Raw genomic sequence first — 21284 nt, forward strand, 5'->3', positions numbered from 1 at the left:
CGGCCATTGCGACCGGGGGCTTCGTCGTCTCACCGCGAGGCGGGTGCGATCACGACGCGGGGCACGCCCAATACCCCTCGCCCTGGTAGACGTACCAGACGAGCGTCGCGCCCGGGCAGGGCCCGCAGCCGTCGTCGTCGCGGGGACCCTCGGTCGGCTGCGGCACGGGCGCCTCGGCCACGGGTTCCGCGGCAGGCGCCGACTCCGCGACGGGCTCGTCCTCGACCCACGCCTCGGCGTCGGCCTCGGTCTCGGCCAGGGCGACCGCCGCAGCGGCGGCGGCGTCGGCCGCGGCCTGCTCGGCAGCCAGACGCGCCGCCTCGGCCTCGGCGGCGAGGCGCGCGGCTTCCGCGGCGGCCGCGGCTTCGCGCGCGTCGCGGTCGGCGGCGGCCGCGGCCAGGAAGGCCGCGGTGTCGTGCTCGGGGTTCGCGCTCGGCGAGGCCGCGTACTCCGCCCCGGCCGTCGCCGGGCTCGGTGCGTCGACGGCGGCTGAGGCGGCGGTCGGCACGAGCGCCGCGCCCAGTGCGATCGCGGCGATGATGGCGAGTGATCTCATATGACGGTCCAATCGTGAGAGGGATGATCGTGCTGTCGTGCGGTGTTGCCTGCGGGCGCGCTGCGGTTCTGCACCCGAGGAGCCGGCGATGAGATCGGGTTGCGCGGCTCTCGTGCGCTGCGGCGGGCCCGCGTGGGTCGGCGATCGGGGTCGCCGGTCGGGGCTCTCGGGGTCAGGTCGGATCGCGACCCGAGTGCGCGGACGTGCGCCTGACGGCCCGGTCGGCCTGCGGGGTTCCCGAGACCCCGTTCCTCGCAGAGGAGAACACATCCACCTCACCCGCTCAGGCGATCAGTCCCCCTGATCGCGCTGCCCCCGAAGACCTCGTCGGTCTTGCGTGCTTGCGACCATCGTGGCGTGAAGGGGCCCCGACTCGTGCGCGAATCGCTGGGAGCCGGGTATTCGGCCTCCGGCGTAATACGGTCGTGCCGGGCGAGCGGACGATCGCGGCCGCGCGCGGACGGACGTGCCGCGCGGGTCAGCCTGCGCTGCGGGTGACGATCGCGTCGGCCTCGCGGGCGACCCACCCGACGAGGGGCAGCATGTGCTCCATGAGGTCGCGGCCGAGGGCCGTCAGCGCGTAGTCGACGCGCGGCGGCACCTCGGGGTGGGCGGTGCGCACGACGAGCCCGTCGGCCTCGAGGGTGCGCAGCGTCGACGCGAGCATCTTCTCGCTGATGCCCTCGACCTCGCGGCGCAGCTCGCCCCAGCGGTGGGTGCCGTCGGTGAGCGCGAGCAGCACGAGCACGCCCCACTTGCTCATGATGTGGTCGAGCACGACCCGGGTCGGGCAACCGTCGGTGAAGACTTCGCCGGAACTCTCCCTGATCTCCGCAAGACTTACCGTCATGTGGGTACCTTACTCGAAAGTGGGTACCGATTGGAGGGAAGGTATCCCCGTGGCATCCGGTTCTCTCTCGGTGAATCCCACCGGAACACCTCAGTAAGGAACCGCACATGACCATCCTCGTCACCGCCGCCTCAGGACAGCTCGGCCGCCTCGTCGTCGACGCCCTCCTCGCCCGCGGCGTCGCTCCCGCCGAGCTCGTCGCGACCGCCCGCGACACCGCCAAGCTCGCGGATGCCTCGTCGCGAGGCGTGCGCACCGCCGAACTCGACTACGACCGCCCCGAGACCATCGCCGCGGCGCTCGACGGCGTCGACGCCGTGCTGCTCATCTCGGGCGACGCCCCCGGGTCGCGTGCGCAGGGCCACCGCAACGTCATCGACGCGGCCAAGGCGGCCGGCGTCGCGAAGCTCGTCTACACGAGCGTGCCGCAGGCGACCACCGCCGAGTTCGTGCTCGCCCCCGACCACAAGGCCACCGAGGAGGCGATCGCCGCGTCCGGTGTGCCCGCGGTCATCGCCCGCCACAACTGGTACACCGAGAACTACGGCACCGCTGTCGCGCGCGCCGCCGAGACGGGCGTCATCGCCGGGAGCGCCGGCGACGGGCTCGTCGCGAGCGCCACCCGTGCCGACCTCGCCGCCGGCCTCGCCGCACTGCTCACTGAGGACGGCCACCTCGGCGAGGTCTACGACTTCACCGGCGATCAGGCCTGGTCGTTCGAGGAGCTCGCGGCCGCGGCATCCGAGATCACCGGCCGCGAGGTCGTGTACACGCCGCTCACCGCCGACGAGCACGTCGCCGCGCTCGAGTCGGCCGGCCTCGACGCCGGCACGGCGGGCTTCGTCGCGGGCATCGACGACGGCATCCGCCGCGGGGTGCTGGCCGGGGCATCCGACACCCTCGCGCGCCTCATCGGCCGCCCGACGACCTCGCTCGTCGACGGGCTCCGCGCGGCGGTCTGAACTCGACTCGTTCGCTGCGCGAACCGGGCGCCGTCACCTGCTCAGCCGGGTGACGGCGCCCGTTCTGCTCGGGGCGGCCGCGTCGGTGCCGGGGATCGAGTCGGCGCGGTCCTACGCTCTCCCTGACCGACGCGAAGGAGGCGCAGATGGCCCAGCCCGTGTACCCGCCGCCACCGAACGACGTGCTCAACACGATCGAGCACATGCGCGATGCGGTGTTCTTCGACGAGCCGGGTCGCGTACAGCGCATGCGACGGTTCTGGATCCTGCTCGTGCTCTCGTCGGCCATCGCCGCGAGCGGCGTCATCGGCGACTCGACCGCCACGGTGATCGGCGCGATGATCGTCGCGCCGATGATGCTGCCGATCCAGGGCACGATGCTCGCGACGGTGCTCGGCGAACGCGTCAACTTCGGGCGCTCGCTCTTCACGATGGTCGCGGGTGCGGTAGCGGCGATCGCGATCGGCTACCTCGTGGGTCTCCTCGTCGTCGTTCCCCAGACCGCGGCGACGAATCCGCAGATCGGGGAGCGGGCGACGCCCGACCTCATGAGCCTGTTCGGCGCGCTCGCGACCGGCGCCGTCGCCTCGATCGCGCTCGTCCGCAAGGACATCTCGGACACCCTGCCGGGCGTCGCGATCGCGATCTCGCTCGTGCCGCCGCTCGTCGTCGTCGGCGTCGCCGCGGAGTCGGGCGACTACGCCGCATCGATCGGCTCGCTGCTGCTCTTCGTCGCGAACGTCGCGGCGATCCTCGGCACCGGGGTCGTCGTGATGGCCTTCTACCGGGTGCAGCGATGGGGGTCGTTCCCCGTCGGCGGCATGGCCTCGGGGACGACGGCCACCGGAACGCCCCAACCGCTCGCGACGGTCGACCGACGCCGCTCGCACATCACGATCGCCGTACTGCTCGTGCTCATCGCGATTCCGCTGACCATCTCGACGTACCGCACGGTCACGATGAGCATGGCGTCGTCCGACGTCGACGCCGCCGCGAGGTCGTGGGCCGACGACGAGGACCTCGAGGTCCTCGAGGTCGCGAACGAGACGCCCGGCTACGTCGTGCGTGTGACGGGCGGCGACGCGATGCCCGATGTCGCCCCGCTGCGGAAGGCCCTCGAGGCGGAGGACGTCGACCCCTCGACGGTCGACGTCGAGTGGGTGCCGACGACGCGCGTCAGCGTCGCGGGCTGACCCGACCTGCGACTCCGACACTGAGTCGCCTGGCGGGTCAGTGTCAGAGTGCCGCGCGTAGGGCGGCCCGGGCGACGGCATCCCGGCTCGAGCGACCCCTGACGCGCGCCCGGAACGCGAACGGGCCCGGGCGGCCTCGTCGAAGGACGAGACGGCCCGGGCCCGATTCGGACGGTGCGCGGTGCTTACTTGCCGAGCAGCGTCAGCGAGTCGATGACGCGGTTCGAGAAGCCCCACTCGTTGTCGTACCAGGCGACGACCTTGATGTGCTTGCCGTCGACGCGGGTGAGCTCCGAGTCGAAGATCGACGAGTGCGGGTTGCCGACGATGTCGCTCGAGACGAGCGCCTCGTCGGAGTACTCGAGCACGCCCGCGAGGGGGCCCTCGGCCGCTGCCTGGTAGGCGGCGAGCACCTCGTCGCGCGTGACGTCCTTCGAGACGGTCGCGTTGAGCTCGACGATCGAGCCGACGGGGATCGGCACGCGCATGGCGTCGCCGTTGAGCTTGCCGTCGAGGTTCGGGAGCACGAGGCCGATGGCCTTCGCGGCGCCGGTCGACGACGGGACGATGTTCTCGGCGGCGGCGCGGGCGCGGCGCGGGTCGGAGTGGGGGGCGTCCTGCAGGTTCTGGTCCTGCGTGTACGCGTGGATCGTGGTCATGAAGCCGTGCTCGATGCCGGCGAGGTCGTCGAGGACCTTCGCGAGCGGGGCGAGCGCGTTCGTGGTGCACGAGGCGTTCGAGACGATGACGTCGGTCTCGGCGTTGTAGGCCTCGGTGTTCACGCCGTAGACGAGGGTCGCGTCGGCGCCCTTGGCGGGAGCCGAGACGAGGACCTTCTTGGCGCCGGCGGCGATGTGCGCCTTCGCGGCCTCGGCGTCGGTGAAGCGGCCGGTCGACTCGAGCACGACGTCGACGCCGAGCTCGCCCCAGGGCAGCTTCGCGGGCTCGCGCTCGGCGAGGACCTTGACGCGACGGCCGTCGATGACGAGGACGTCGCCGTCGACCTCGACGGTGCCGCGGAAGCGGCCACCCGCGGTGTCGTACTTGAGCAGACGGGCGAGCTCGGCCGGGGACGTCAGGTCGTTGACGGCGACCAGTTCGAGGTCGGCGCCGCGCTCGACGAGTGCGCGCACGACGTTGCGTCCGATGCGTCCGAAACCGTTGATGGCGATGCGGGTGGTCATGGCGGGGGTGAGTCCTTTCAGTCCGCGATGCTTCCACTCTCGACCTCGGATGCCTCGCGCGCGAGTGGCACGCAAGCCAATGCTCGAAAGGATCTCGCCAAGCGCGGCCGCACGCGCCGATAGCGTGATCCCATGCCCTACCTCCCGCTGCCGTTCGAGCTCGAGACCGAGCGCCTCTCCCTCCGACTCTGGGAGGAGGCGGACGCCGAGGGCTACCGGCGGCTCGTCACCGAGCGCGAGGGCGACCACGCCTCACGCCAGAGCGGCCGCCCCGAGCCCGACGGCGAGCCGATGAGCCTCGACGACGCGCTCACCGACATCCGGGGCGCGCGGGAGAGCGCGCCTGCGCGTGGCATCCATCTGCTCGCCCTGCACCCGCGCGGCAGCGAGGAGTTCCTCGGCTACTGCGGACTCGTCGTCGGCCGCTCGACCATCGACGAACCCGAGCTCGCCTACGAGCTCCTGCGCAGCGCGCACGGGCACGGCTACGCGACCGAGGCCGCTGCAGCCGTCGTCGAGGCCGCGCGGGCGACCGGCCGCGAACGGCTGTGGGCGACGGTCGGCAGCTGGAACGCCCCGTCGTTCCGGGTGCTCGACAAGCTCGGGTTCCGGCGCGAGCGCACCGCGATCGACGAACGCGCCGGCGAGATCGTCTGGACGACGCTCGAGCTGTAGCGCGCGCCTACTCGCCGCGCGCGAAGGTGTGCCGGTACTCGCTCGGCGAGACCCCCAGGATCCGCTGGAAGTGCAACCGCAGGTTCGCCCCCGTGCCGAGCCCCGCCCGTGCCGCGATCTGGTCGATCCCGAGCTCCGAGCGTTCGAGGAGCTCCCGCGCCATGTCGACCCGGGCGCGCAGCACCCACTGCATGGGCGTGTACCCGGTGTCGTCGACGAAGCGTCGCGAGAACGTGCGTGCCGAGACGTTCGCGTTGCGCGCGAGGTCGACGAGCGTCAGCGGCTCGTCGAGCCTGCGCAGCGCCCACTCGCGGGTGTCGGCGAACACGGCGCCGAGCTCGGGCGGCAGGCTGCGAGGCACGTACTGCGCCTGACCGCCCGAACGGTACGGCGCCGCGACGAGCCGGCGGGCCGCATGGTTCGCGACGGCGACGCCGTGGTCGCGGCGCACGAGGTGCAGGCACAGGTCGATGCCCGAGGCGGCGCCCGCGCTCGTGAGCACGGTCCCCTCGTCGACGAACAGCACGTTCGCGTCGATGTTCACGAGCGGATGCCGCGTGGCGAGCGCCCGCGTGTAGTGCCAGTGCGTCGTGGCGCGGCGCCCGTCGAGCAGGCCCGTCGCGGCGAGCGCGAACGCCCCCGTCGAGATCGCGGCGAGCCGGGCGCCACGATCGTGCGCGAGGCGCAGCGCGTCGACGACGGCGGCGGGCGGGTCGTCTCGGTCGGGGGTCCGGTACCCGGGGATGAAGATCGTCTCGGCCCACTCGAGCGCGTCGAGCCCGTCGGCCACGTGGTACGAGAGGCCGTCGCCGCCGGTCACGAGGCCCGGCGCCGCACCGCACACGCGCACCTCGTACGGCATGCTCGCGCGCGTCGAGAACACCTGGGCGGGAATGCCGACGTCGAGGGGCTTCGCCCCGGGCAGCACGAGCACGGCGACGTGATGATGGCGACGAGTCATCCGGCCAGAATGCCATGCGACGTAAGGATTCAGCCACTCCATGAGCCGTCCCCCAATGCGGGGGACATTGCCTGTTTCGCCGGGCGCGTCGCGCATCGCCACACCTAGACTCGCTCGAAACCCGCTCCGGCCCGTCGCCGCGAACCCGAATTCCGCCGCGCCGCCCGCCTCTCCGCCGACCCGATCGGCCCGTCGAAGGACCCTGCCATGAAACGACCGTTGTCCGTGCTCGCCATCGCCGTGCTCGGCGCCGGACTCGCCGTCGCCGGCGTCGCCGCGCCCGCCTCAGCGACCCCGACCGCGACGCCCTCCATCATCGCGAACTGCGTCTCGCTCGACGTCGACCTCAGCGGCTACGCGACCGACCCCGGTGCGCCCGCCGTCACCGAGGAGCGCATCGTGACGCCCGCCATCGAAGAGGTGAGCCACACCGACTACGAGTACAAGACCACCCGCATGAGACTCGACGGTTGGAAGCCGGTGTTCTACGACGTGTACCGCTGGGCGCACAAGGACGGCGGCCACCACCAGATCTACGACTGGGAGACCTGGTGGTCGACCGGCAACACCCAGAAGCACATCGACGTCGCGGCGCAGGACGCCGTGACCGAGACGGTCGAGATCACCCCCGCGGTGCCCGCGAACCCGACCCCGAACACGGTCACGGTCGAGATCGACGGCGAGACCGTCGTCGACGGCGCCGCGTTCGGTGAGACCTTCACCCAGGGCTTCAGCCTCGACAAGTACACCGAGCAGTCGTACACCGTCACCGTCGAGTCCTTCGACGGCGCCGGTGAGGGCGTCTTCACCGGCACCTCGCCGGCGTGCGCACTCGGCGCGGCCAACCCCGCCGCCGTGATCGAGACCTCCTGCGGCGTCGCCGACGTCGACATCGCCAACGCGGCGCTCGCCGCCGACGCGATCAACGCGACCGTGTCGGTCGTCGTGTACGTCGACGGCAAGGCCGTCGACTTCTTCGCCCCCGCGGAGAACGCCACCCCGTCGAAGCAGTACACCTTCGCCGAGGACTCGGGCGACCACACGATCGTGGTGCGCACCGGCCCGGCACACGGCGACCTCGTGCTCGACTCCGCGACCGTGTCGACCGACTGCATCGAGAACCCGGTCGGGCCGGCCGACGGCACTCTCGCGATCACCGGCGACTTCGTCGCCGGCGGCGACATCACCGTCACGGGCGACGGATTCGCACCGAACACCGAGTACGACGTCGAACTGCACTCCGACCCGCAGTCGCTCGGCACCGTGACCACCGACGCCGAGGGCGACTTCCGCCTCGACGCGACCATCGCCCCGTCGACCCCGGCCGGCGAGCACGACGTCGTCCTCCTGGAGGACGGCGAGGAGGTCGCGAGCACCGGCATCACGATCGCGGCCGCGTCGGGCGAGACCCCGGGCGCCGAAACTCCGGCGACTGCGACTCCGACCCCGTCCGCGGCTCCCGCCGGCGCTGCCTCGAAGTCGACCGGCCTCGCCGCGACCGGCGTCGACGCGAACGGCGCACTGCTCGCCGCCTTCGCGCTGCTCGCCTTCGGCGCGGTGGCGTACGGCGCGACGCGACGGGCGGCCCGCTCGCGCGGCTGACGCGAACGCTCGGAGAACGGGCCCGTGGCATCGCCACGGGCCCGTTCTGTTTCTCCTACTGCGAGCGTCCGTCATCGGACGGATTCGACCGGCGCGTAGGGTGGGCCGGGTCGGCCACCGCAGGTCGGCCCGATCGAACGACGAGGTGCCGATGCAACCGTCCACGAATTCGACTCCGACGCTCCCGACTGCCGGTGACACCACGAGCAACGACCGGCCCGACGTTCAGCGGGCCCCGCTCCCCCGCTGGCCGTTCATCCTCATCGGCGTCGCCGCAGCCGTCGTCGGCCTGCTGCCCTGGCTCCTCACCGGCATGCGGCTGCCGCTGCAGAATCTCTGGGCCGCCGACACGATGCCCGACGACATGCCGCTCGTGCTCCTGCCGCTCAGCCAGTACGAGCTGTCCACGATCGCCTCGCTGCTCGTCATCGGGGGCGCCGTCGCCGGCATCGCCGCTCGCGCGCTGCGCCCGCGCACTCCGCGCGGCGGCTTCGCCCTGCTCGGCTTCGGTCTGCTGCTCGTCCAGGTGGTCGCCGTCGCGCAGCCGGCGATCGTCGTCGGCGCCGGGCTTCGCGACGACCTCTGGTCGGGCGTCTATCTCGCGGCGGTGCTCGCCGTCGCGGTCCTCGCCCTCCTCGTCGCGACGCTGGTCTTCTGGCTCGTCGCACGAGCGCCGCGCGCCGGAGCGGTGATCGGGCTCTCGATCGCCGCAGTGCTCGCCGCCGGCTGGCTGCACCTGCTGCTCGCCCCCGATCCCGTCTTCACCGGCGAGCCGACGTGGCTCTGGGCCGCCGTGCGCTGGGTGCCCGCCGTCCTCGTCGGCACCGCGATCGCGTGGGGCGGGGTCGGTACCGCGGGTCGGGTGGTCGCCGCGGTCGCGAGCCTCGCGATCCTCTGGGTCGGTCCGGCGCTCATCACCGCCGTCTCCGCCGCCGCGGGCTCGCGGGTGCTCGCGCGCGAGCCGGTCGAGATGCTCGACTACGCCGCGCGGGTCTTCGGGATGGCCCTGACCGACCCCGCGCTCGTCGTGCCACCGCTCGTGGTCGCGGTCTGCGTCGCGGGCGTCGGCCTGGTCGTCAGGGCACTCGTCGGGCGCTCGGAGCAACGAGCCACCCCTACGATCGGAGCATGAGCGACCCGACGCAGCCGTGGTGGAACAACGACGACGACCTCGGCGGCCTCGGCTTCGCGCGCATGTTCGCGTACACCGGGCTCCTGCTCGGCGCAGGGGCGCTCCTCATCGCCCTCCTCGCACCGCTCGAGGGCGACGCGTTGCGCACCGTCTGGATCGCGGGCTTCGGCTGCGCCGCGATCTGGGTCGCGGCGATGGCGATCCCGCGCTACCGCAGTGCGGGCATGAAGCCCTCGTGGGCCGTACGCACCGCGTGGGTGCTCGGCGGGCTCGCCGTGCTCGTCGCCGCGTACGCCTTCGTCGTCATCTGGCTCGCCTCGAGCGGGGTCGAGCTGCCCGCCCCGTCGTACTGGTTCGCGCCCGAGCGGGCGCCCGTCGGCGTCACGGCGACCGCCCTCCCGCCGGTCGAGTAGCGCAGCGTATCGAGACCTCGTGAGCGGGTCCGAGGCCGACTCGCGGGGTCTCGATACGCTCCTTCGTCGCTACTCGACCGACCGGGGGGCCGCGTCGAGCGCCGCGAGCACGCGGGCGACCGAGCCGCCGAGGTTCCACTCCTCGACGAGGCCCTCGAGGGCGTCGCGTCGCGCCCCCGTCACGGGCCGCAGCGTCGCGTCGAACTCGGGGAGATCGAGGTCCCGCACCACCTCGACGACGCGCGGCGCGACCGCGAGGTAGTCGGCGGCGGCCGCGAGCTTGGCGCGCACTCCGGCCGACATCGGCGCAGAGGCATCCGTCGAGGCCGCGATGATGCCGTCGAGGTCGACGAAGCTCTGGATCAACCCGGCCGCCGTCTTCTCGCCGACGCCGGCGACGCCCGGCAGCCCGTCGGAGGAGTCGCCGCGCAGCGCGGCGAAGTCGGCGTACTGCGCGGGCAGCACCCCGTACTTGCCGACGACGACCGCGTCGGTGACGAGTTCGAGCTTCGACATGCCGCGGGCGGTGTAGATCACGCGAACGGATGCCTCGTCGTCGACGAGCTGGAAGAGGTCGCGGTCGCCCGTGACGACGTCGACGGGCCGCCCCGTGCCAGTCGCGAGGGTGCCGATGACGTCGTCGGCCTCGTGCTCGGCTGCACCCACGATCGGGATGCCGAGGAGGCCGAGCGCCTCGCGGATGAGCGGGATCTGCGCGACGAGCCCTGGCGGCGTCTCCTCGACGTCGACCCCGCCGGGAACGGCCCGTTCGACCCGGTGGCCCTTGTAGCTCGGGATGAGCTCGACCCGCCAGCCGGGCCGCCAGTCGTCGTCCCAGCAGGCGACGAGCTCGGTGGGCTCGAAGTCGGTGACGAGCTTGGCGATCATGTCGAGGAGCCCCCGCACCGCGTTGACCGGGGTGCCGTCGGCCCGCTTCAACGAGTCGGGCACACCGTAGAAGGCGCGGAAGTAGAGGGAGGCGGTGTCGAGGAGCATCAGTCGGTCGGCCACACCGCGATCTTGGCACGGCGCCGCGGCATCCTCGATAGCGTGGACGGATGAACGGCGAATCGAACGACCGTCCGAGCAGCAATTCTGCACCACCCCCCGAACCCTCGCCCGCCTCCCGGAGGTCGCTCCCGGCCGTCCAGCGCTGGGTGTTCTGGCCGGCGGCGATCGTCATCCTCGCCTTCGTCGCCTTCGCGCTCATCGCGCCGAAGGCCGCCGAGACGATGTTCGGGGCCATCCAGGCGGGCATCGTCAACGCCTTCAACTGGTACTACGTGCTGATCGCCGCCTTCTTCGTCGCGTTCAGCCTGTTCGTCGGCTTCAGCCGTTTCGGCGACATCCGTCTCGGTCGCGACGACGACGAACCCGAGTTCTCCCTGCTCTCGTGGTTCTCGCTGCTCTTCGCCGCCGGCATGGGCATCGGTCTCGTCTTCTACGGCGTCAGCGAACCGCTCAGCCATTTCACGTCGCCGCGGCCCGGGGTCGAGGGCACTCCCCCGCAGCTCGCGCAGGCGGCGCTCAGCCAGACCTACCTGCACTGGGGCGTGCACGCCTGGTCGATCTACGTCGTCATCGGCCTCGCACTCGCGTACGCGATCCACCGCAGGCGCCGCCCGATCTCCATCCGCTGGACCCTCGAGCCCATCCTCGGCAAGCGCGTCGAGGGCGGCTGGGGCCACGCGATCGACGTGATCGCGCTCGTCGGCACCCTCTTCGGCGTCGCGACCTCGCTCGGCCTCGGCGTGCTGCAGATCAGCGCGGGCCTCGACGCGGCGGGCATCGTCGAGCCGAACGAGACCACCGAGGTCATTCTCATCCTCGTCATCTCGGTGTTCGTGCTGATGTCGGTGCTCTCGGGCGTGACGAAGGGCATGAAGTGGCTCTCCACGGCGAACCTCGTGCTCGCCGGCCTGCTCGTGCTCTACCTGCTCGTCTTCGGCTCGACCGAGTTCCTGCTGCGCGAGTTCGTGCAGTCGATCGGCAACTACATGCAGGGCTTCATCGGGATGTCCTTCAACGTGAGCGCGTTCCAGGGCGAGGCCGGCGAGGAGTGGCAGGCGAGCTGGACGTCCTTCTACTGGGGCTGGTGGATCTCGTGGGCCCCCTTCGTCGGCATCTTCATCGCGCGCGTCTCGAAGGGGCGCACCGTGCGCCAGTTCGTGACGGGCGTGATCCTCGTGCCGACCCTGCTCGGAATCCTGTGGTTCTCGGTGCTCGGCGGCTCGGCGCTCGCGATCGAGATGGCCGACCCGGGCGCCCTCACACAGCCCGACGGCTCGGTCGACGTCGAGGGCGCGCTGTTCGAGCTGGTGCAGCACTTCCCCGGCGCCCAGGCGCTCACCGTCGGCGTCATCATCCTCATCGGCATCTTCTTCGTCACCTCGGCCGATTCGGGCGCGCTCGTCATGGGCATGATCGCGACCGGCGGCCAGCTCAACCCGAAGCGCTGGATCCGCACCTTCTTCACCGCGATCACCGCCGCCCTCGCGATCGCCCTGCTGCTCTCGGGCGGGCTGAAGGCGCTGCAGACCGCGGCGATCATCATCGCGCTGCCGTTCAGCGTCGTCATGCTGCTCATCTGCTGGTCGACGATCATCGCGTTCACCCGTGAACGGCGGGCGTACGCGAAGGCCGAGCGGGCCCAGTTCATCGACCACATCGGCGAGTACTACGGACTCGAGGTCGAGGAACCCCTCGAACGCGGCCTCGTCGCGTCGACACCGGCCTGGGTGCGCGGTCTCCGCCGCAGGCTCGGGTTGCATTCGGATGCCACGGGGCTGACGAGGCCCGCCTCGCCGCGCGCCCTCGCGGCCGAGAACGCCCGCCCCGACAACGTGCCGACCGCCGACGTCGACGAGATCGTCGCCCACGACCCGCTCTCGGGCGGCGACGACCCCGACGTGCCCGAGCACGGGGAGGACGACCCGCGGTCGCTGCCGCGGTAGCCCACCCGCTGGTCGAGGAGCGCCGGCGCGAAGCGACGACGCGTCTCGAGACCTCGTCACCTGGTCTCGAGACGCGTCCGACTGCGTCGGGCGCTCCTCGACCGGCGGAAGACCGACTGCGTCGGGCGCTCCTCGACCACCGGGGGCGACGGTCGAGGAGAATGGGCGCATGGGGATCACCTCGACCTTCCGCAGCTCGAAGCGCGTCGCGCTGCTGCAGGTCGCGAAGGCGGCGGTCGCGACGATCGCCGCCTGGCTCATCGCCGGCTGGCTGATCCCGGCGCAGCTGCCCGTGTTCGCGGCGATCGCCGCGCTCCTCGTCGTGCAGCCGAGCGTGAACCAGTCGTTCGGCAAGGCCATCGAGCGGTCGATCGGCGTGATCCTCGGGGTGCTCATCGCCTCGGGCATCTCCCTCGTGTTCGGGCAGAACACGTGGATCATCCTCGTCGCGATCGTCGTCGCCATGCTCGTCGCGTGGTCGTTGAAGATGACCCCCGGCACCTCGAACCAGGTCGCGATCAGCGCGATGCTCGTCCTCGCGCTCGGCTCCTCGTCGCCCGCCTACGCGTTCGACCGCATCATCGAGACGCTCATCGGTGCGGCGATCGGCATCGTCGTCAACACCCTCATCGTTCCGCCCGTCGCCGTGGCTCCCGCCCGCAGGGATCTCACCCTGCTCGCGGGTGAGCTCGCGGCATCCCTCGACCGTCTCGCGAGCGCCCTCGAGAAGCCGCAGTCGCCCGCGCAGCTGCAGCAGCTCATGCTCGAGGCGCGTCTCATGCGGCCGATGCGGGATGCCGCGGACGCGGCCATCTCGACCGGCGAGGAGTCGCTCACGCTGAACCCGCGCCGCTCGGCGCACCGCACCGACCTCGGCGAGATGCGCGCCCTCCTCGACCGGCTGAGCCCGATCGTGACGCAGGTCATCGGGATGACGCGCGCCTTCTTCGACCACTACGACGACGCCCTCGCCGCGGAGCCGACCGTGCGGGCCATCGCCGAGCAACTGCGACGGGCCGCGCACGACGTGCGCCTCGCGGTGCATCTCGCCGACTACGAGCCCGAACCCGAACCGCTGACGTCCGCGGTGCCCGCGCTCACCGCGCCGCTCGTCATCGCGCCGCCGCAGTCGGGGCACTGGATCCTCGTGGGCTCGCTCATGGAGGACCTCCGACGCATCCGCGGCGAGCTGATCGACGAGGAGTGAACCGCCACGATCGCGCCCGGGCCCGCGCCCCCCGGACTGGGGCTCACCGCCCGGGGCGGTGAGGTGAAGAATGACCCCCGAGCACCGTGACCGGCCGGCTCCCCGTACCCCGTCGCCCCGACGGTCGTGCCTGGCCACGGAACGCCGCGTCCGATGAGGAGGCCAAATTGCGGCTGCTTCTCCCACCCCGGCCCGTGGACGACGATTTCGACTGGATCGACGCCCGGGTTCCCGATCTCGCCGCACTCAGCGCCGGCGAGACGACCGTGCTCCGCGCCCTCGCAACCGGCGCATCGAACACGGCGATCGCGACGATGCTGTGCGTCTCAGAACGCACCGTCGAATCGCACGTCCGTTCGATCTTCGTGAAGCTCGGTCTCCTGCAATGCGCCGATGAGAATCGTCGCGTCATCGCCGCCGTGATCTGGACCAGGTCGGCGGCATAACACTGTCTCGCCCAGCTGACGGCGACTGTGAGCGCCGTCGGCCGGGCGAGACGCGTACGCTTCCGAGCATGAGTGCCCACGCGCCCGGATTCGACTTCTTCGCGGTCGGCGAACTGCCCGCCCCCGCCCTGCCCGCGGCCGAGGTCGCCGCGATCGTCGCCGCCGAATGGGGGCTCGACGTCGAGCTCGAGTCGCTCGGCAGTCAGCAGGATCAGAACTTCCTCGCGCGGGGCGCGCGCGTCTCACCGCCGGATGCCCCGGGCGCCGCCTCCGACGGCGCCGCCTCGCCGCTCGGGGTCGTGAAGATCACGAACCCGGCGTTCACCGCGAGCGAGCTCGCGGCGCAGGACGCAGCCGCCGCCCGGATCGCCGAGGCGTGGCCCGAGGTGCGCGTCGCGACGACGACGCTCGGGGCCGCAGGTCCTCGCTCGGTCGTCGCCGAGACCAGTGCGGGGCCGCTCGCGGTGCGCCTGCTCGAGTTCCTCGGCGGCGGCACGCTGAGCGGAGGCAGCCACCTCGCGCCGGCGGTCGTCGCCCGCCTCGGCGAGCTCGCGGCGAAGTCGAGCCTCGCCCTCGCGGAGCTCGAGCACCCGGGCCTCGACCGGGTGCTGCAGTGGGATCCGCGCTTCGCCGACCGCGTCGTCGCGCTGCTCGCCCCGCACCACCCCGACCCAGCGCGGCGCGAACTCGTCGTCGCGGCCGCCGCCGAGGCGTGGCGCACCGTGGCGACGCTCGACCCCGAGCTGCCGCGCCAGGCCGTGCACCTCGACCTCACCGACGACAACGTCGTCTGCCGCGTCGAGGCGGGTCGGCGCCTGCCCGACGGCATGATCGACTTCGGCGACGTCACCCGCAGCTGGGCCGTCGCCGAGCTCGCGATCACGATCTCCTCGGTGCTGCACCACGCGGGCGCCGAACCGGCGTCGGTGCTGCCCGCAGTGCGGGCGTTCCACGCGCTGCGCCCCCTCGCGCCCGCCGAGATCGCCGCGCTGTGGCCGCTCGTCGTGCTGCGCGGCGCCGTGCTCGTCGTGAGCGGCGAGCACCAGGTGCAGCTCGACGGCGGCGACAACGCCTACGCCGAATCGGCGCTCGACCGTGAGTGGCGCATCTTCGAGCAGGCCGTCTCGGTGCCCGCCGACGTCATGACCGCGCTCATCGCCGACGCGCTCGCACCTCCCGGGGCCCACCCGCCGGTCGAGGAGCGAGCGACGAAGGAGCACGCGTCTCGAGACCAGTCCACGAGGTCTCGAGACGCGTCCGGCTCCGTCGGGCGCTCTTCGACCGGCGAACCCCCCGCCGGTCGAGGAGCGCCGGCGCGAAGCGACGACGCGTCTCGAGACCATCGCACCGTGCAGCTCGACGTCTCCGTGTTCGGCGACGACGTCGACGGCGGGGCATGGCTCGCCGGCGAGGCTCTCGAAGAACGGCTCGCCCTCGCCGCGATCGACGGCGGCGCGCCCGCCGCCTGGCTGCCGCGTGGCATCCCCCGCCTGACGGCGAGCCGCACGCTCGCGCCCGAGTCGCCCGCGACCGTGCCCCTCGGCATCGACGTCTGGTACGCCGAGCCGCAGCGGCTCGAGGCATCCGAGCACCTCAGCATCGACGGCGCCGCGCAGGACCCCGACGGCGACTGGGTCGTGCCGGCGCGCTCGCGCATCCGAGTGCGGTTGGGCCGGGCCGACGCGCCGCACCTCGTACGGCCCGAATACGCGAACGGATGGCTCGCGGTGACCCTCGACCCCGCGCCGATGCTGGGATTCGAGACGCGCCCGACTGCGCCGGGCGCTCCTCGGCCCGCGAGCACGCTCATCGAGCGCCGCAACGCCGCCTACGCCGAGGTGCAGGAGCACTACTACGACGCTCCCCCGCAGATCGAACGCGGTTGGCGCGAGCACCTCGCCGACACCGGTGCCCGCGTGTACCTCGACATGGTGAACAACGTGACGCCCCTCGGTCACGGCCACCTCGGCGTCGCCGACGCGGTCGACCGGCAGTTGCGACGCCTCAACACGAACTCGCGCTTCAACTACGAGGCGGTCGTCGAGTTCTCCGAGCGGCTCGCCGCCCTCCTCCCCGACCCGCTCGACACGGTGTTCCTCGTGAACTCGGGTTCGGAGGCCACCGACCTCGCGCTCCGCGTCGCGCTCGCCGCGACCGGCCGGCGCGACGTGGTCAGCGTGCTCGAGGCGTACCACGGGTGGACGTACGCCTCCGACGCCGTCTCGACCTCGACGGCCGACAACCCCAATGCGCTCGAGACCCGCCCCGACTGGGTGCACGCGGTCGAGGCGCCGAACCCGTTCCGCGGCCGGTATCGAGGGGCGGATGCCACGCGCTACGCGCCCGAAGCCGCGGCGCGGATCCGCGATCTCGCAGGTTCGGGGCGACCGCCCGCCGCATTCATCGCCGAGACGTTCACCGGGAACGCCGGAGGCATCCCGCTGCCCGACGGCTACCTCGCCGAGCTGTACGCCGCCGTGCGCGGGACCGGCGGACTCGCGATCGCCGACGAGGTGCAGGCCGGATACGGGCGCCTCGGCGACTGGTTCTGGGGCTTCGAGCAGCAGGGCGTCGTGCCCGACGTCGTCGCCGTCGCGAAGGCCATGGGCAACGGATACCCGCTCGGGGCGGTCATCACGACGCGCGAGATCGCGGCGCGGTTCCGCACGCAGGGGTACTTCTTCTCGTCAACGGGCGGCAGCCCGGCGTCGTCGGTCGCGGGAATGGCGGTGCTCGACGCGTACGCCGCCGACGGCCTGCAGGCGCACGCCGCGGCACTCGGACGGCAGCTCAAGCAGGACCTCGAGGAGCTCGCGACCCGTCACCCGCTCATCGGCACGGTGCACGGGCTCGGCCTCTACCTCGGCGTCGAGTTCGTGCGCGACCACGACACCCTCGAACCCGCGACGGAAGAGACGCGCGCGATCTGCGACCGGCTGCTCGAGCTCGGCGTCATCATGCAGCCGACGGGCGACCACCAGAACGTGCTGAAGACGAAGCCGCCGCTGTGCATCGAGCCCGGCTCGGCCGACTACTTCGTGGAGATGCTCGACCGGGTGCTCACCGAGGGGTGGTGAGCCGCCTTCCGGTGGTCTCGAGACGCGTCGTCGCTGCGCGCCGGCGCTCCTCGACCGGCGGTGTGTGCGTACTCGGTGGTCGAGGAGCGCCCGACGCAGTCGGACGCGTCTCGAGACCTCGTGCGGTGGTCTCGAGACGCGTGCTCCTTCGTCGCTCGCTCCTCGACCGGCGGAACCGCCTCTCGACCGCCGGGAGGAGCTCAGGCGAGCAGGTCGCGGACGGCGAGCCCCCACTCGAAGCCGCAGTCGCGGCAGTCGAAGATCGGCGCCTCGTCGAGGAGGAGCGTCTCGATCGCGTCGGCCTCGACCGCGAGGTCGAGCGGGCCGTAGACGATCGCGCGCACGGCGCCCGAACCGCACCGGGGGCACGGCTCGTCGAGCGCCTCGACCGGGGCTTCTCGCTGCAGCTGCTTCGTCATGCGGGCCAAGCTACGCCGCCCCTCCGACATCGGAGGTCACGGCCGCGGCGAGTCCGGCACGGCACCCCGCGGCATCCCTAGACTGGGCGCGTGCTCACCGCCGTGATCCTGCTCGCGATCGTGCCCGCCGTCATCGTCCTGGTGCTCGGCGTCGTCGCGCGCGCCGCCGCGACGCAGCGGGTGACGGCACCCGTCGTGCAGTACCTGCCCGAGCGCTCGTCGACGGTGCTCCGCGACGCCCTGCTCGTCGATGCCGACCGGCGCGCACCCTCGGCGGCGCTCATCGACCTCGCGGTGAAGCGCAAGATCCGCATCATCGCGGGCGCGAACGCGGGCACGGGCGCGGGCACCGGCACCTCGCGCACGCGCGAACCGATCGGGGTCGAGCTCGCGCCGGGCGTCGCGCTCACCTCCGAGGAGACGGCCCTCCTCGAAGCCCTCTTCGGACCCGAGCACACGAGCACCCGCCTTCGGCGGTTCTCCGCCGACCGGCGTGCGCTCGCGGGGCGCCTCAAGACGCTCCTGCTGAACGTCGAGCACGGGCTCGCCCGCGACGGACTCATCGCCGAACGGCACGTCACCGGCCCCGGCGCCGCCGTCACGGTGCTCGCGTACCTCGGACTGCTCGTCGAGGGCCTGCTCGTGCTCATCGCGTTCGTCGGCGGCGAGTGGACCGCACTCCTCGCGGCACTCGTCGCCCTCGCGGCGACGATCGTGACGCTCGTCGTCACGCCCGCCCGCTGGCGCCGGTTCCTGCCCGCGGCGAAGCCGCACCGCGAACACCTCGCAGGCCTCCGCCAGTACCTCGAACTCGCCGAGGCCGAGCGGCTGCGCGTGCTGCAGTCGCCGAGCGGCGCCGAGCTGCGGGCGGATGCCACGGGGGCGCCGTCGGCCGGCGGCGACGCCGAGGCATCCGAACCGCTCGCCCGCTTCGTGCTCAACGAGTGCCTGCTGCCGTACGCGGTGCTCTTCGGCGTCGAGAAGGAGTGGATGAAGAAGTTGAAGCTCGACGCCGACGAGCTCGCGGCGGCGGACATCGGAGCGCTCGAGCTGCTCTCGACGACGGCCGATCTCGCGTACGTGCTCGACGCGGTGGGCGGCGTCGTCGAACTCACCGCCGCGGTCGGCGACCTCGTCGACAGCACGGGGTCGGTCGTCGACGGCATCGGCGGCGTCTTCGAGATGTTCGGATCATGAGCGGACTCACCGCGCTCGAAGCGCTCATCACCGTCGAACTCGAGAGCGGGCCGGTCTCGGCGATCGCCGGGCGAGCGGCGGGCGAACAGCCCGCCGAAGCCACGATCGTCGTCGCGCACGGGGCGGGGGCGGGCATGGAGCATCCGTTCATGGCCGGCTACACGCGTGCGCTCAACGACGCCGGATTCGCGACCCTGCGCTTCAACTTCGCCTACCGGGAGGCCGGTCGGAAGTTCCCCGACCGCCCGCCCGCGGCGATCGCCGCGTGGCGCGAGGTCGTCGCGGTCGCCGCCGCGCGCGCCGCGTCGGAAGGCCACGCGGGCACCCCCGTCTGGGCTGCCGGAAAGTCGTTCGGCGGGCGCATGGCCTCGATGGCCGTCGCCGAGGGCATGGAGGTCGCGGGCCTCGTGTTCCTCGGGTATCCGCTGCACGCACCGGGCAAGCCCGAGAAGCCCCGCGACGAGCACCTGCCCGCGGTCACCGTGCCGATGCTGTTCCTGCAGGGGCGCAACGACCCCTTCGCGATCCCGAACGAGCAGCTCGACGAGGTCGCGCAGCGCGTCGGGCCGAACGCGGTCGTCGAGTGGATCGAGGGCGGCAACCACTCCTTCGAGGTGAAGGGCGCGAAGCGCCCCGCGGCCGAGATCGGTGCGGGGCTCGCGGCGCCGACCGCGGCGTTCGTGCGCGCGCACTGAACCCTCCGGTGGTCGAGGAGCGACGCCGCACGCCGGTGGTCGAGGAGCGACGCCGCACGCCGGTGGTCGAGGAGCGCCGCCGCAGGCGACGCGTCTCGAGACCCCGCCCGTCGGTCGAGGAGTGAGCGCCGGCGAACGTATCGAGACCCGCACGCGCGACGTACGCTGAGGGCATGGCCGGGTCGAAGGGATCTGCCGCAGTCGCGGGCGCCGCGGCGGCGGTGTTCGGCGTGGGGCTCGGCGAGCTCACCGCGGCGATCGTCGCTCCCGAGTCGGGGCCGTTCGTCGTGGTCGGCGCCGCGCTCATCGACCTGGCGCCACCGTGGGCGAAGGACACCGCGATCGCCCTGTTCGGCACGGGCGACAAGCCGGCGCTGCTCATCGGCATCGGCATCGTGCTCCTCGTCGCCGCCGGCGCTGCCGGGGTGCTCGAGTCGCGGCGCCCGCCCTGGGGGCAGGTGCTGCTCGGGGCGTTCGGGGTCGTCGGGGCGGTCGCCGCGGCGACCCGGGCGAACGCCCCCATGCTCGCCGTGGTGCCGTCGCTCGTCGCGGGCGCCGCCGCAGTGCTCGCGCTGCGGGTGCTCCTCGGGCGGGTGCGGGCGGAGCACGCCACCGAGGACGAGACCGCTGGTCCGACCCGCCGCGGCTTCCTCGTGTGGGCGGGCGGCGCCGCCGCGATCGGCGTGCTCGCCACGCTCGGGGCGAACGCGATGCGCGCGGGTTCGCGCGCGATCTCCGCCGTGCGCGACGCGATCAGGCTCCCGGCGCCGACGACCACGGCCTCGATCCCCGCTGGGGCCGAGCTCGACCTCGACGGGCTCACGCCCCTGATCACCCCGAACGCCGAGTTCTACCGCATCGACACGGCACTCATCGTGCCGACCGTCGACCCGGCCGAGTGGCGACTGCGCATCCACGGCATGGTCGAGCGCGAGGTCGAACTCTCCTGGGAGGAGCTGCTCGCCCTGCCCCTCGCCGAGAGCGTGACGACGCTCGCGTGCGTGTCGAACGAGGTCGGCGGCGACCTCATCGGCAACGCGGTGTGGCTGGGACATCCGATTCGCGAACTGCTCGCCCGAGCCCGCCCCCTGGCCGACGCCGACATGGTGCTCTCGCGCAGCATCGACGGGTTCACCGCGTCGACCCCGCTCGAGGTGCTGCAGGACGAGCGCGACGCGATCCTCGCGGTCGGCATGAACGGCGAACCGCTGCCGGTCGAGCACGGGTTCCCGGTGCGGATGGTCGTGCCGGGCCTCTACGGCTACGTGTCGGCGACGAAATGGGTGGTCGAGCTCGAGGTGACGCGGTTCGACGCGGTGAACGCGTACTGGACCGACCGCGGCTGGAGCGCCCGCGGCCCGATCAAGCTGTCGTCGCGCATCGACGTGCCGCGCGCGGGGCAGCAGGTGTCGGCCGGGCCCGTCGTGATCGCGGGCGTCGCCTGGCACCAGCACGTCGGCGTCGCCGGGGTCGAGGTGCAGCTCGACGACGGCCCCTGGCGGGAGGCGACGCTCGCGACGGCGATCTCGCGCGACACGTGGGTGCAATGGTTCATCGACTGGCCGGATGCCACGCCCGGAAGTCACACCGCACGCGTGCGCGCGATCGGGGCCGACGGTGAGGTGCAGACCGCCGACGAGCAGGGCGTCGTCCCCGACGGCGCGACGGGCCTGCACGAGCTCACCTTCGACGTCGCCTGAGCACTCCGTCGGCCGAGGAGCGTCCGACTCCGTCGGCGCTCCTCGACCACCGGGGTGCGGC

19 protein-coding genes are annotated in these 21284 nt (G+C 72.5%); 13 read left to right on the forward strand and 6 right to left on the reverse strand.

Annotated features, from left to right (window positions below):
- Window positions 1-49: 49 nt before the first annotated feature.
- Together ACFVTX_RS05835 and ACFVTX_RS05840 are read right to left on the reverse strand one after the other, a co-directional pair.
- On the reverse strand, window positions 50-556 hold the full coding sequence (locus ACFVTX_RS05835; RefSeq protein WP_386898612.1) for a hypothetical protein: 507 nt from the start codon (window positions 554-556) through the stop codon (window positions 50-52).
- Window positions 557-1034: 478 nt separating this feature from the next.
- Window positions 1035-1406 carry a winged helix-turn-helix transcriptional regulator gene (locus ACFVTX_RS05840; RefSeq protein WP_386898613.1) on the reverse strand — a complete coding sequence of 124 codons (372 nt, stop codon included), beginning with the start codon at window positions 1404-1406 and terminating at the stop codon, window positions 1035-1037.
- 107 nt (window positions 1407-1513) lie between these two features.
- Here ACFVTX_RS05840 and ACFVTX_RS05845 point away from each other — a divergent pair, with 107 nt between their 5' ends.
- Together ACFVTX_RS05845 and ACFVTX_RS05850 are read left to right on the forward strand one after the other, a co-directional pair.
- Entirely contained in the window at window positions 1514-2368 is an 855-nt protein-coding gene (locus tag ACFVTX_RS05845) for an SDR family oxidoreductase (RefSeq protein WP_386898614.1), read from the forward strand.
- Window positions 2369-2514: 146 nt separating this feature from the next.
- Complete coding sequence (locus ACFVTX_RS05850) at window positions 2515-3561, forward strand: DUF389 domain-containing protein (RefSeq protein WP_386898615.1); 1047 nt, start codon at window positions 2515-2517, stop codon at window positions 3559-3561.
- Window positions 3562-3746: 185 nt separating this feature from the next.
- On the opposite strand, the gene gap is transcribed toward ACFVTX_RS05850, so the two are convergent.
- On the reverse strand, window positions 3747-4745 hold the full coding sequence (gap, locus tag ACFVTX_RS05855) for a type I glyceraldehyde-3-phosphate dehydrogenase (RefSeq protein ID WP_386898616.1): 999 nt from the start codon (window positions 4743-4745) through the stop codon (window positions 3747-3749).
- A 132-nt stretch (window positions 4746-4877) separates the two neighbouring features.
- Between gap and ACFVTX_RS05860 the strand changes: the two genes are divergently transcribed.
- Window positions 4878-5420: a GNAT family N-acetyltransferase gene (locus ACFVTX_RS05860; RefSeq protein WP_386898617.1), complete on the forward strand. Its 543-nt coding sequence runs from the start codon at window positions 4878-4880 to the stop codon at window positions 5418-5420.
- A gap of 7 nt (window positions 5421-5427) precedes the next feature.
- Here the strand turns inward: ACFVTX_RS05860 and ACFVTX_RS05865 are convergent, their stop codons facing one another.
- A complete protein-coding gene (locus ACFVTX_RS05865; RefSeq protein ID WP_386898618.1) occupies window positions 5428-6381 on the reverse strand; it encodes a GlxA family transcriptional regulator in 954 nt (317 codons plus the stop codon).
- 207 nt (window positions 6382-6588) lie between these two features.
- Here ACFVTX_RS05865 and ACFVTX_RS05870 point away from each other — a divergent pair, with 207 nt between their 5' ends.
- The 3 genes from ACFVTX_RS05870 to ACFVTX_RS05880 all read left to right on the forward strand — a co-directional run bounded on the left by ACFVTX_RS05870 (window position 6589) and on the right by ACFVTX_RS05880 (window position 9528).
- Window positions 6589-7983 (forward strand): hypothetical protein, encoded by a 1395-nt coding sequence (locus ACFVTX_RS05870; RefSeq protein ID WP_386898619.1) that lies wholly within the window; start codon window positions 6589-6591, stop codon window positions 7981-7983.
- A gap of 151 nt (window positions 7984-8134) precedes the next feature.
- On the forward strand, window positions 8135-9115 hold the full coding sequence (locus tag ACFVTX_RS05875; protein WP_386898620.1) for a hypothetical protein: 981 nt from the start codon (window positions 8135-8137) through the stop codon (window positions 9113-9115).
- Window positions 9112-9528 (forward strand): hypothetical protein, encoded by a 417-nt coding sequence (locus ACFVTX_RS05880; protein ID WP_386898621.1) that lies wholly within the window; start codon window positions 9112-9114, stop codon window positions 9526-9528. Before ACFVTX_RS05875 ends, ACFVTX_RS05880 begins: the two co-directional genes overlap by 4 nt.
- A 69-nt stretch (window positions 9529-9597) precedes the next feature.
- On the opposite strand, the gene ACFVTX_RS05885 is transcribed toward ACFVTX_RS05880, so the two are convergent.
- A complete protein-coding gene (locus ACFVTX_RS05885; RefSeq protein ID WP_386898741.1) occupies window positions 9598-10524 on the reverse strand; it encodes a 5'-3' exonuclease H3TH domain-containing protein in 927 nt (308 codons plus the stop codon).
- 62 nt (window positions 10525-10586) lie between these two features.
- On the opposite strand from ACFVTX_RS05885, the gene ACFVTX_RS05890 reads away from it, so the two are divergent.
- The 4 genes from ACFVTX_RS05890 (at window position 10587) to ACFVTX_RS05905 (ending at window position 17212) form a co-directional block, all read left to right on the forward strand.
- Window positions 10587-12482, forward strand: coding sequence for a BCCT family transporter (locus ACFVTX_RS05890; RefSeq protein WP_386898622.1), 1896 nt, complete (start codon window positions 10587-10589; stop codon window positions 12480-12482).
- 169 nt (window positions 12483-12651) lie between these two features.
- Complete coding sequence (locus ACFVTX_RS05895) at window positions 12652-13689, forward strand: aromatic acid exporter family protein (protein WP_386898623.1); 1038 nt, start codon at window positions 12652-12654, stop codon at window positions 13687-13689.
- A gap of 194 nt (window positions 13690-13883) precedes the next feature.
- Entirely contained in the window at window positions 13884-14135 is a 252-nt protein-coding gene (locus ACFVTX_RS05900) for a helix-turn-helix transcriptional regulator (RefSeq protein ID WP_386898624.1), read from the forward strand.
- A gap of 68 nt (window positions 14136-14203) precedes the next feature.
- A complete protein-coding gene (locus ACFVTX_RS05905) occupies window positions 14204-17212 on the forward strand; it encodes an aminotransferase class III-fold pyridoxal phosphate-dependent enzyme (RefSeq protein ID WP_386898625.1) in 3009 nt (1002 codons plus the stop codon).
- Between the two features lie 200 nt (window positions 17213-17412).
- Here the strand turns inward: ACFVTX_RS05905 and ACFVTX_RS05910 are convergent, their stop codons facing one another.
- Complete coding sequence (locus tag ACFVTX_RS05910; RefSeq protein WP_386898626.1) at window positions 17413-17631, reverse strand: hypothetical protein; 219 nt, start codon at window positions 17629-17631, stop codon at window positions 17413-17415.
- A gap of 90 nt (window positions 17632-17721) precedes the next feature.
- Here ACFVTX_RS05910 and ACFVTX_RS05915 point away from each other — a divergent pair, with 90 nt between their 5' ends.
- The 3 genes from ACFVTX_RS05915 (at window position 17722) to ACFVTX_RS05925 (ending at window position 21223) form a co-directional block, all read left to right on the forward strand.
- Window positions 17722-18828 carry a DUF2207 family protein gene (locus ACFVTX_RS05915; protein WP_386898627.1) on the forward strand — a complete coding sequence of 369 codons (1107 nt, stop codon included), beginning with the start codon at window positions 17722-17724 and terminating at the stop codon, window positions 18826-18828.
- Window positions 18825-19523, forward strand: coding sequence for an alpha/beta family hydrolase (locus ACFVTX_RS05920; RefSeq protein WP_386898628.1), 699 nt, complete (start codon window positions 18825-18827; stop codon window positions 19521-19523). Before ACFVTX_RS05915 ends, ACFVTX_RS05920 begins: the two co-directional genes overlap by 4 nt.
- A gap of 173 nt (window positions 19524-19696) precedes the next feature.
- Entirely contained in the window at window positions 19697-21223 is a 1527-nt protein-coding gene (locus ACFVTX_RS05925) for a molybdopterin-dependent oxidoreductase (protein ID WP_386898629.1), read from the forward strand.
- Window positions 21224-21284 lie beyond the last annotated feature (61 nt).

This window comes from Agromyces sp. NPDC058136 (assembly GCF_042884375.1).
In the GTDB taxonomy this organism is placed as follows: Bacteria; Actinomycetota; Actinomycetes; order Actinomycetales; family Microbacteriaceae; genus Agromyces.

What these genes read in the sequence shown, in the direction of transcription:
- ACFVTX_RS05875 (WP_386898620.1), top strand. Translation starts at nt 8,135, where the DNA reads ATGCAACCGTCCACGAATTCGACTCCGACGCTCCCGACTGCCGGTGAC.
- ACFVTX_RS05890 (WP_386898622.1), top strand. Translation starts at nt 10,587, where the DNA reads ATGAACGGCGAATCGAACGACCGTCCGAGCAGCAATTCTGCACCACCC.
- ACFVTX_RS05910 (WP_386898626.1), bottom strand. Translation starts at nt 17,631, where the DNA reads ATGACGAAGCAGCTGCAGCGAGAAGCCCCGGTCGAGGCGCTCGACGAG.
- ACFVTX_RS05840 (WP_386898613.1), bottom strand. Translation starts at nt 1,406, where the DNA reads ATGACGGTAAGTCTTGCGGAGATCAGGGAGAGTTCCGGCGAAGTCTTC.
- gap (WP_386898616.1), bottom strand. Translation starts at nt 4,745, where the DNA reads ATGACCACCCGCATCGCCATCAACGGTTTCGGACGCATCGGACGCAAC.
- ACFVTX_RS05880 (WP_386898621.1), top strand. Translation starts at nt 9,112, where the DNA reads ATGAGCGACCCGACGCAGCCGTGGTGGAACAACGACGACGACCTCGGC.
- ACFVTX_RS05870 (WP_386898619.1), top strand. Translation starts at nt 6,589, where the DNA reads ATGAAACGACCGTTGTCCGTGCTCGCCATCGCCGTGCTCGGCGCCGGA.
- ACFVTX_RS05860 (WP_386898617.1), top strand. Translation starts at nt 4,878, where the DNA reads ATGCCCTACCTCCCGCTGCCGTTCGAGCTCGAGACCGAGCGCCTCTCC.
- ACFVTX_RS05865 (WP_386898618.1), bottom strand. Translation starts at nt 6,381, where the DNA reads ATGACTCGTCGCCATCATCACGTCGCCGTGCTCGTGCTGCCCGGGGCG.
- ACFVTX_RS05845 (WP_386898614.1), top strand. Translation starts at nt 1,514, where the DNA reads ATGACCATCCTCGTCACCGCCGCCTCAGGACAGCTCGGCCGCCTCGTC.
- ACFVTX_RS05905 (WP_386898625.1), top strand. Translation starts at nt 14,204, where the DNA reads ATGAGTGCCCACGCGCCCGGATTCGACTTCTTCGCGGTCGGCGAACTG.
- ACFVTX_RS05920 (WP_386898628.1), top strand. Translation starts at nt 18,825, where the DNA reads ATGAGCGGACTCACCGCGCTCGAAGCGCTCATCACCGTCGAACTCGAG.
- ACFVTX_RS05850 (WP_386898615.1), top strand. Translation starts at nt 2,515, where the DNA reads ATGGCCCAGCCCGTGTACCCGCCGCCACCGAACGACGTGCTCAACACG.
- ACFVTX_RS05895 (WP_386898623.1), top strand. Translation starts at nt 12,652, where the DNA reads ATGGGGATCACCTCGACCTTCCGCAGCTCGAAGCGCGTCGCGCTGCTG.
- ACFVTX_RS05835 (WP_386898612.1), bottom strand. Translation starts at nt 556, where the DNA reads ATGAGATCACTCGCCATCATCGCCGCGATCGCACTGGGCGCGGCGCTC.
- ACFVTX_RS05885 (WP_386898741.1), bottom strand. Translation starts at nt 10,524, where the DNA reads ATGCTCCTCGACACCGCCTCCCTCTACTTCCGCGCCTTCTACGGTGTG.
- ACFVTX_RS05925 (WP_386898629.1), top strand. Translation starts at nt 19,697, where the DNA reads ATGGCCGGGTCGAAGGGATCTGCCGCAGTCGCGGGCGCCGCGGCGGCG.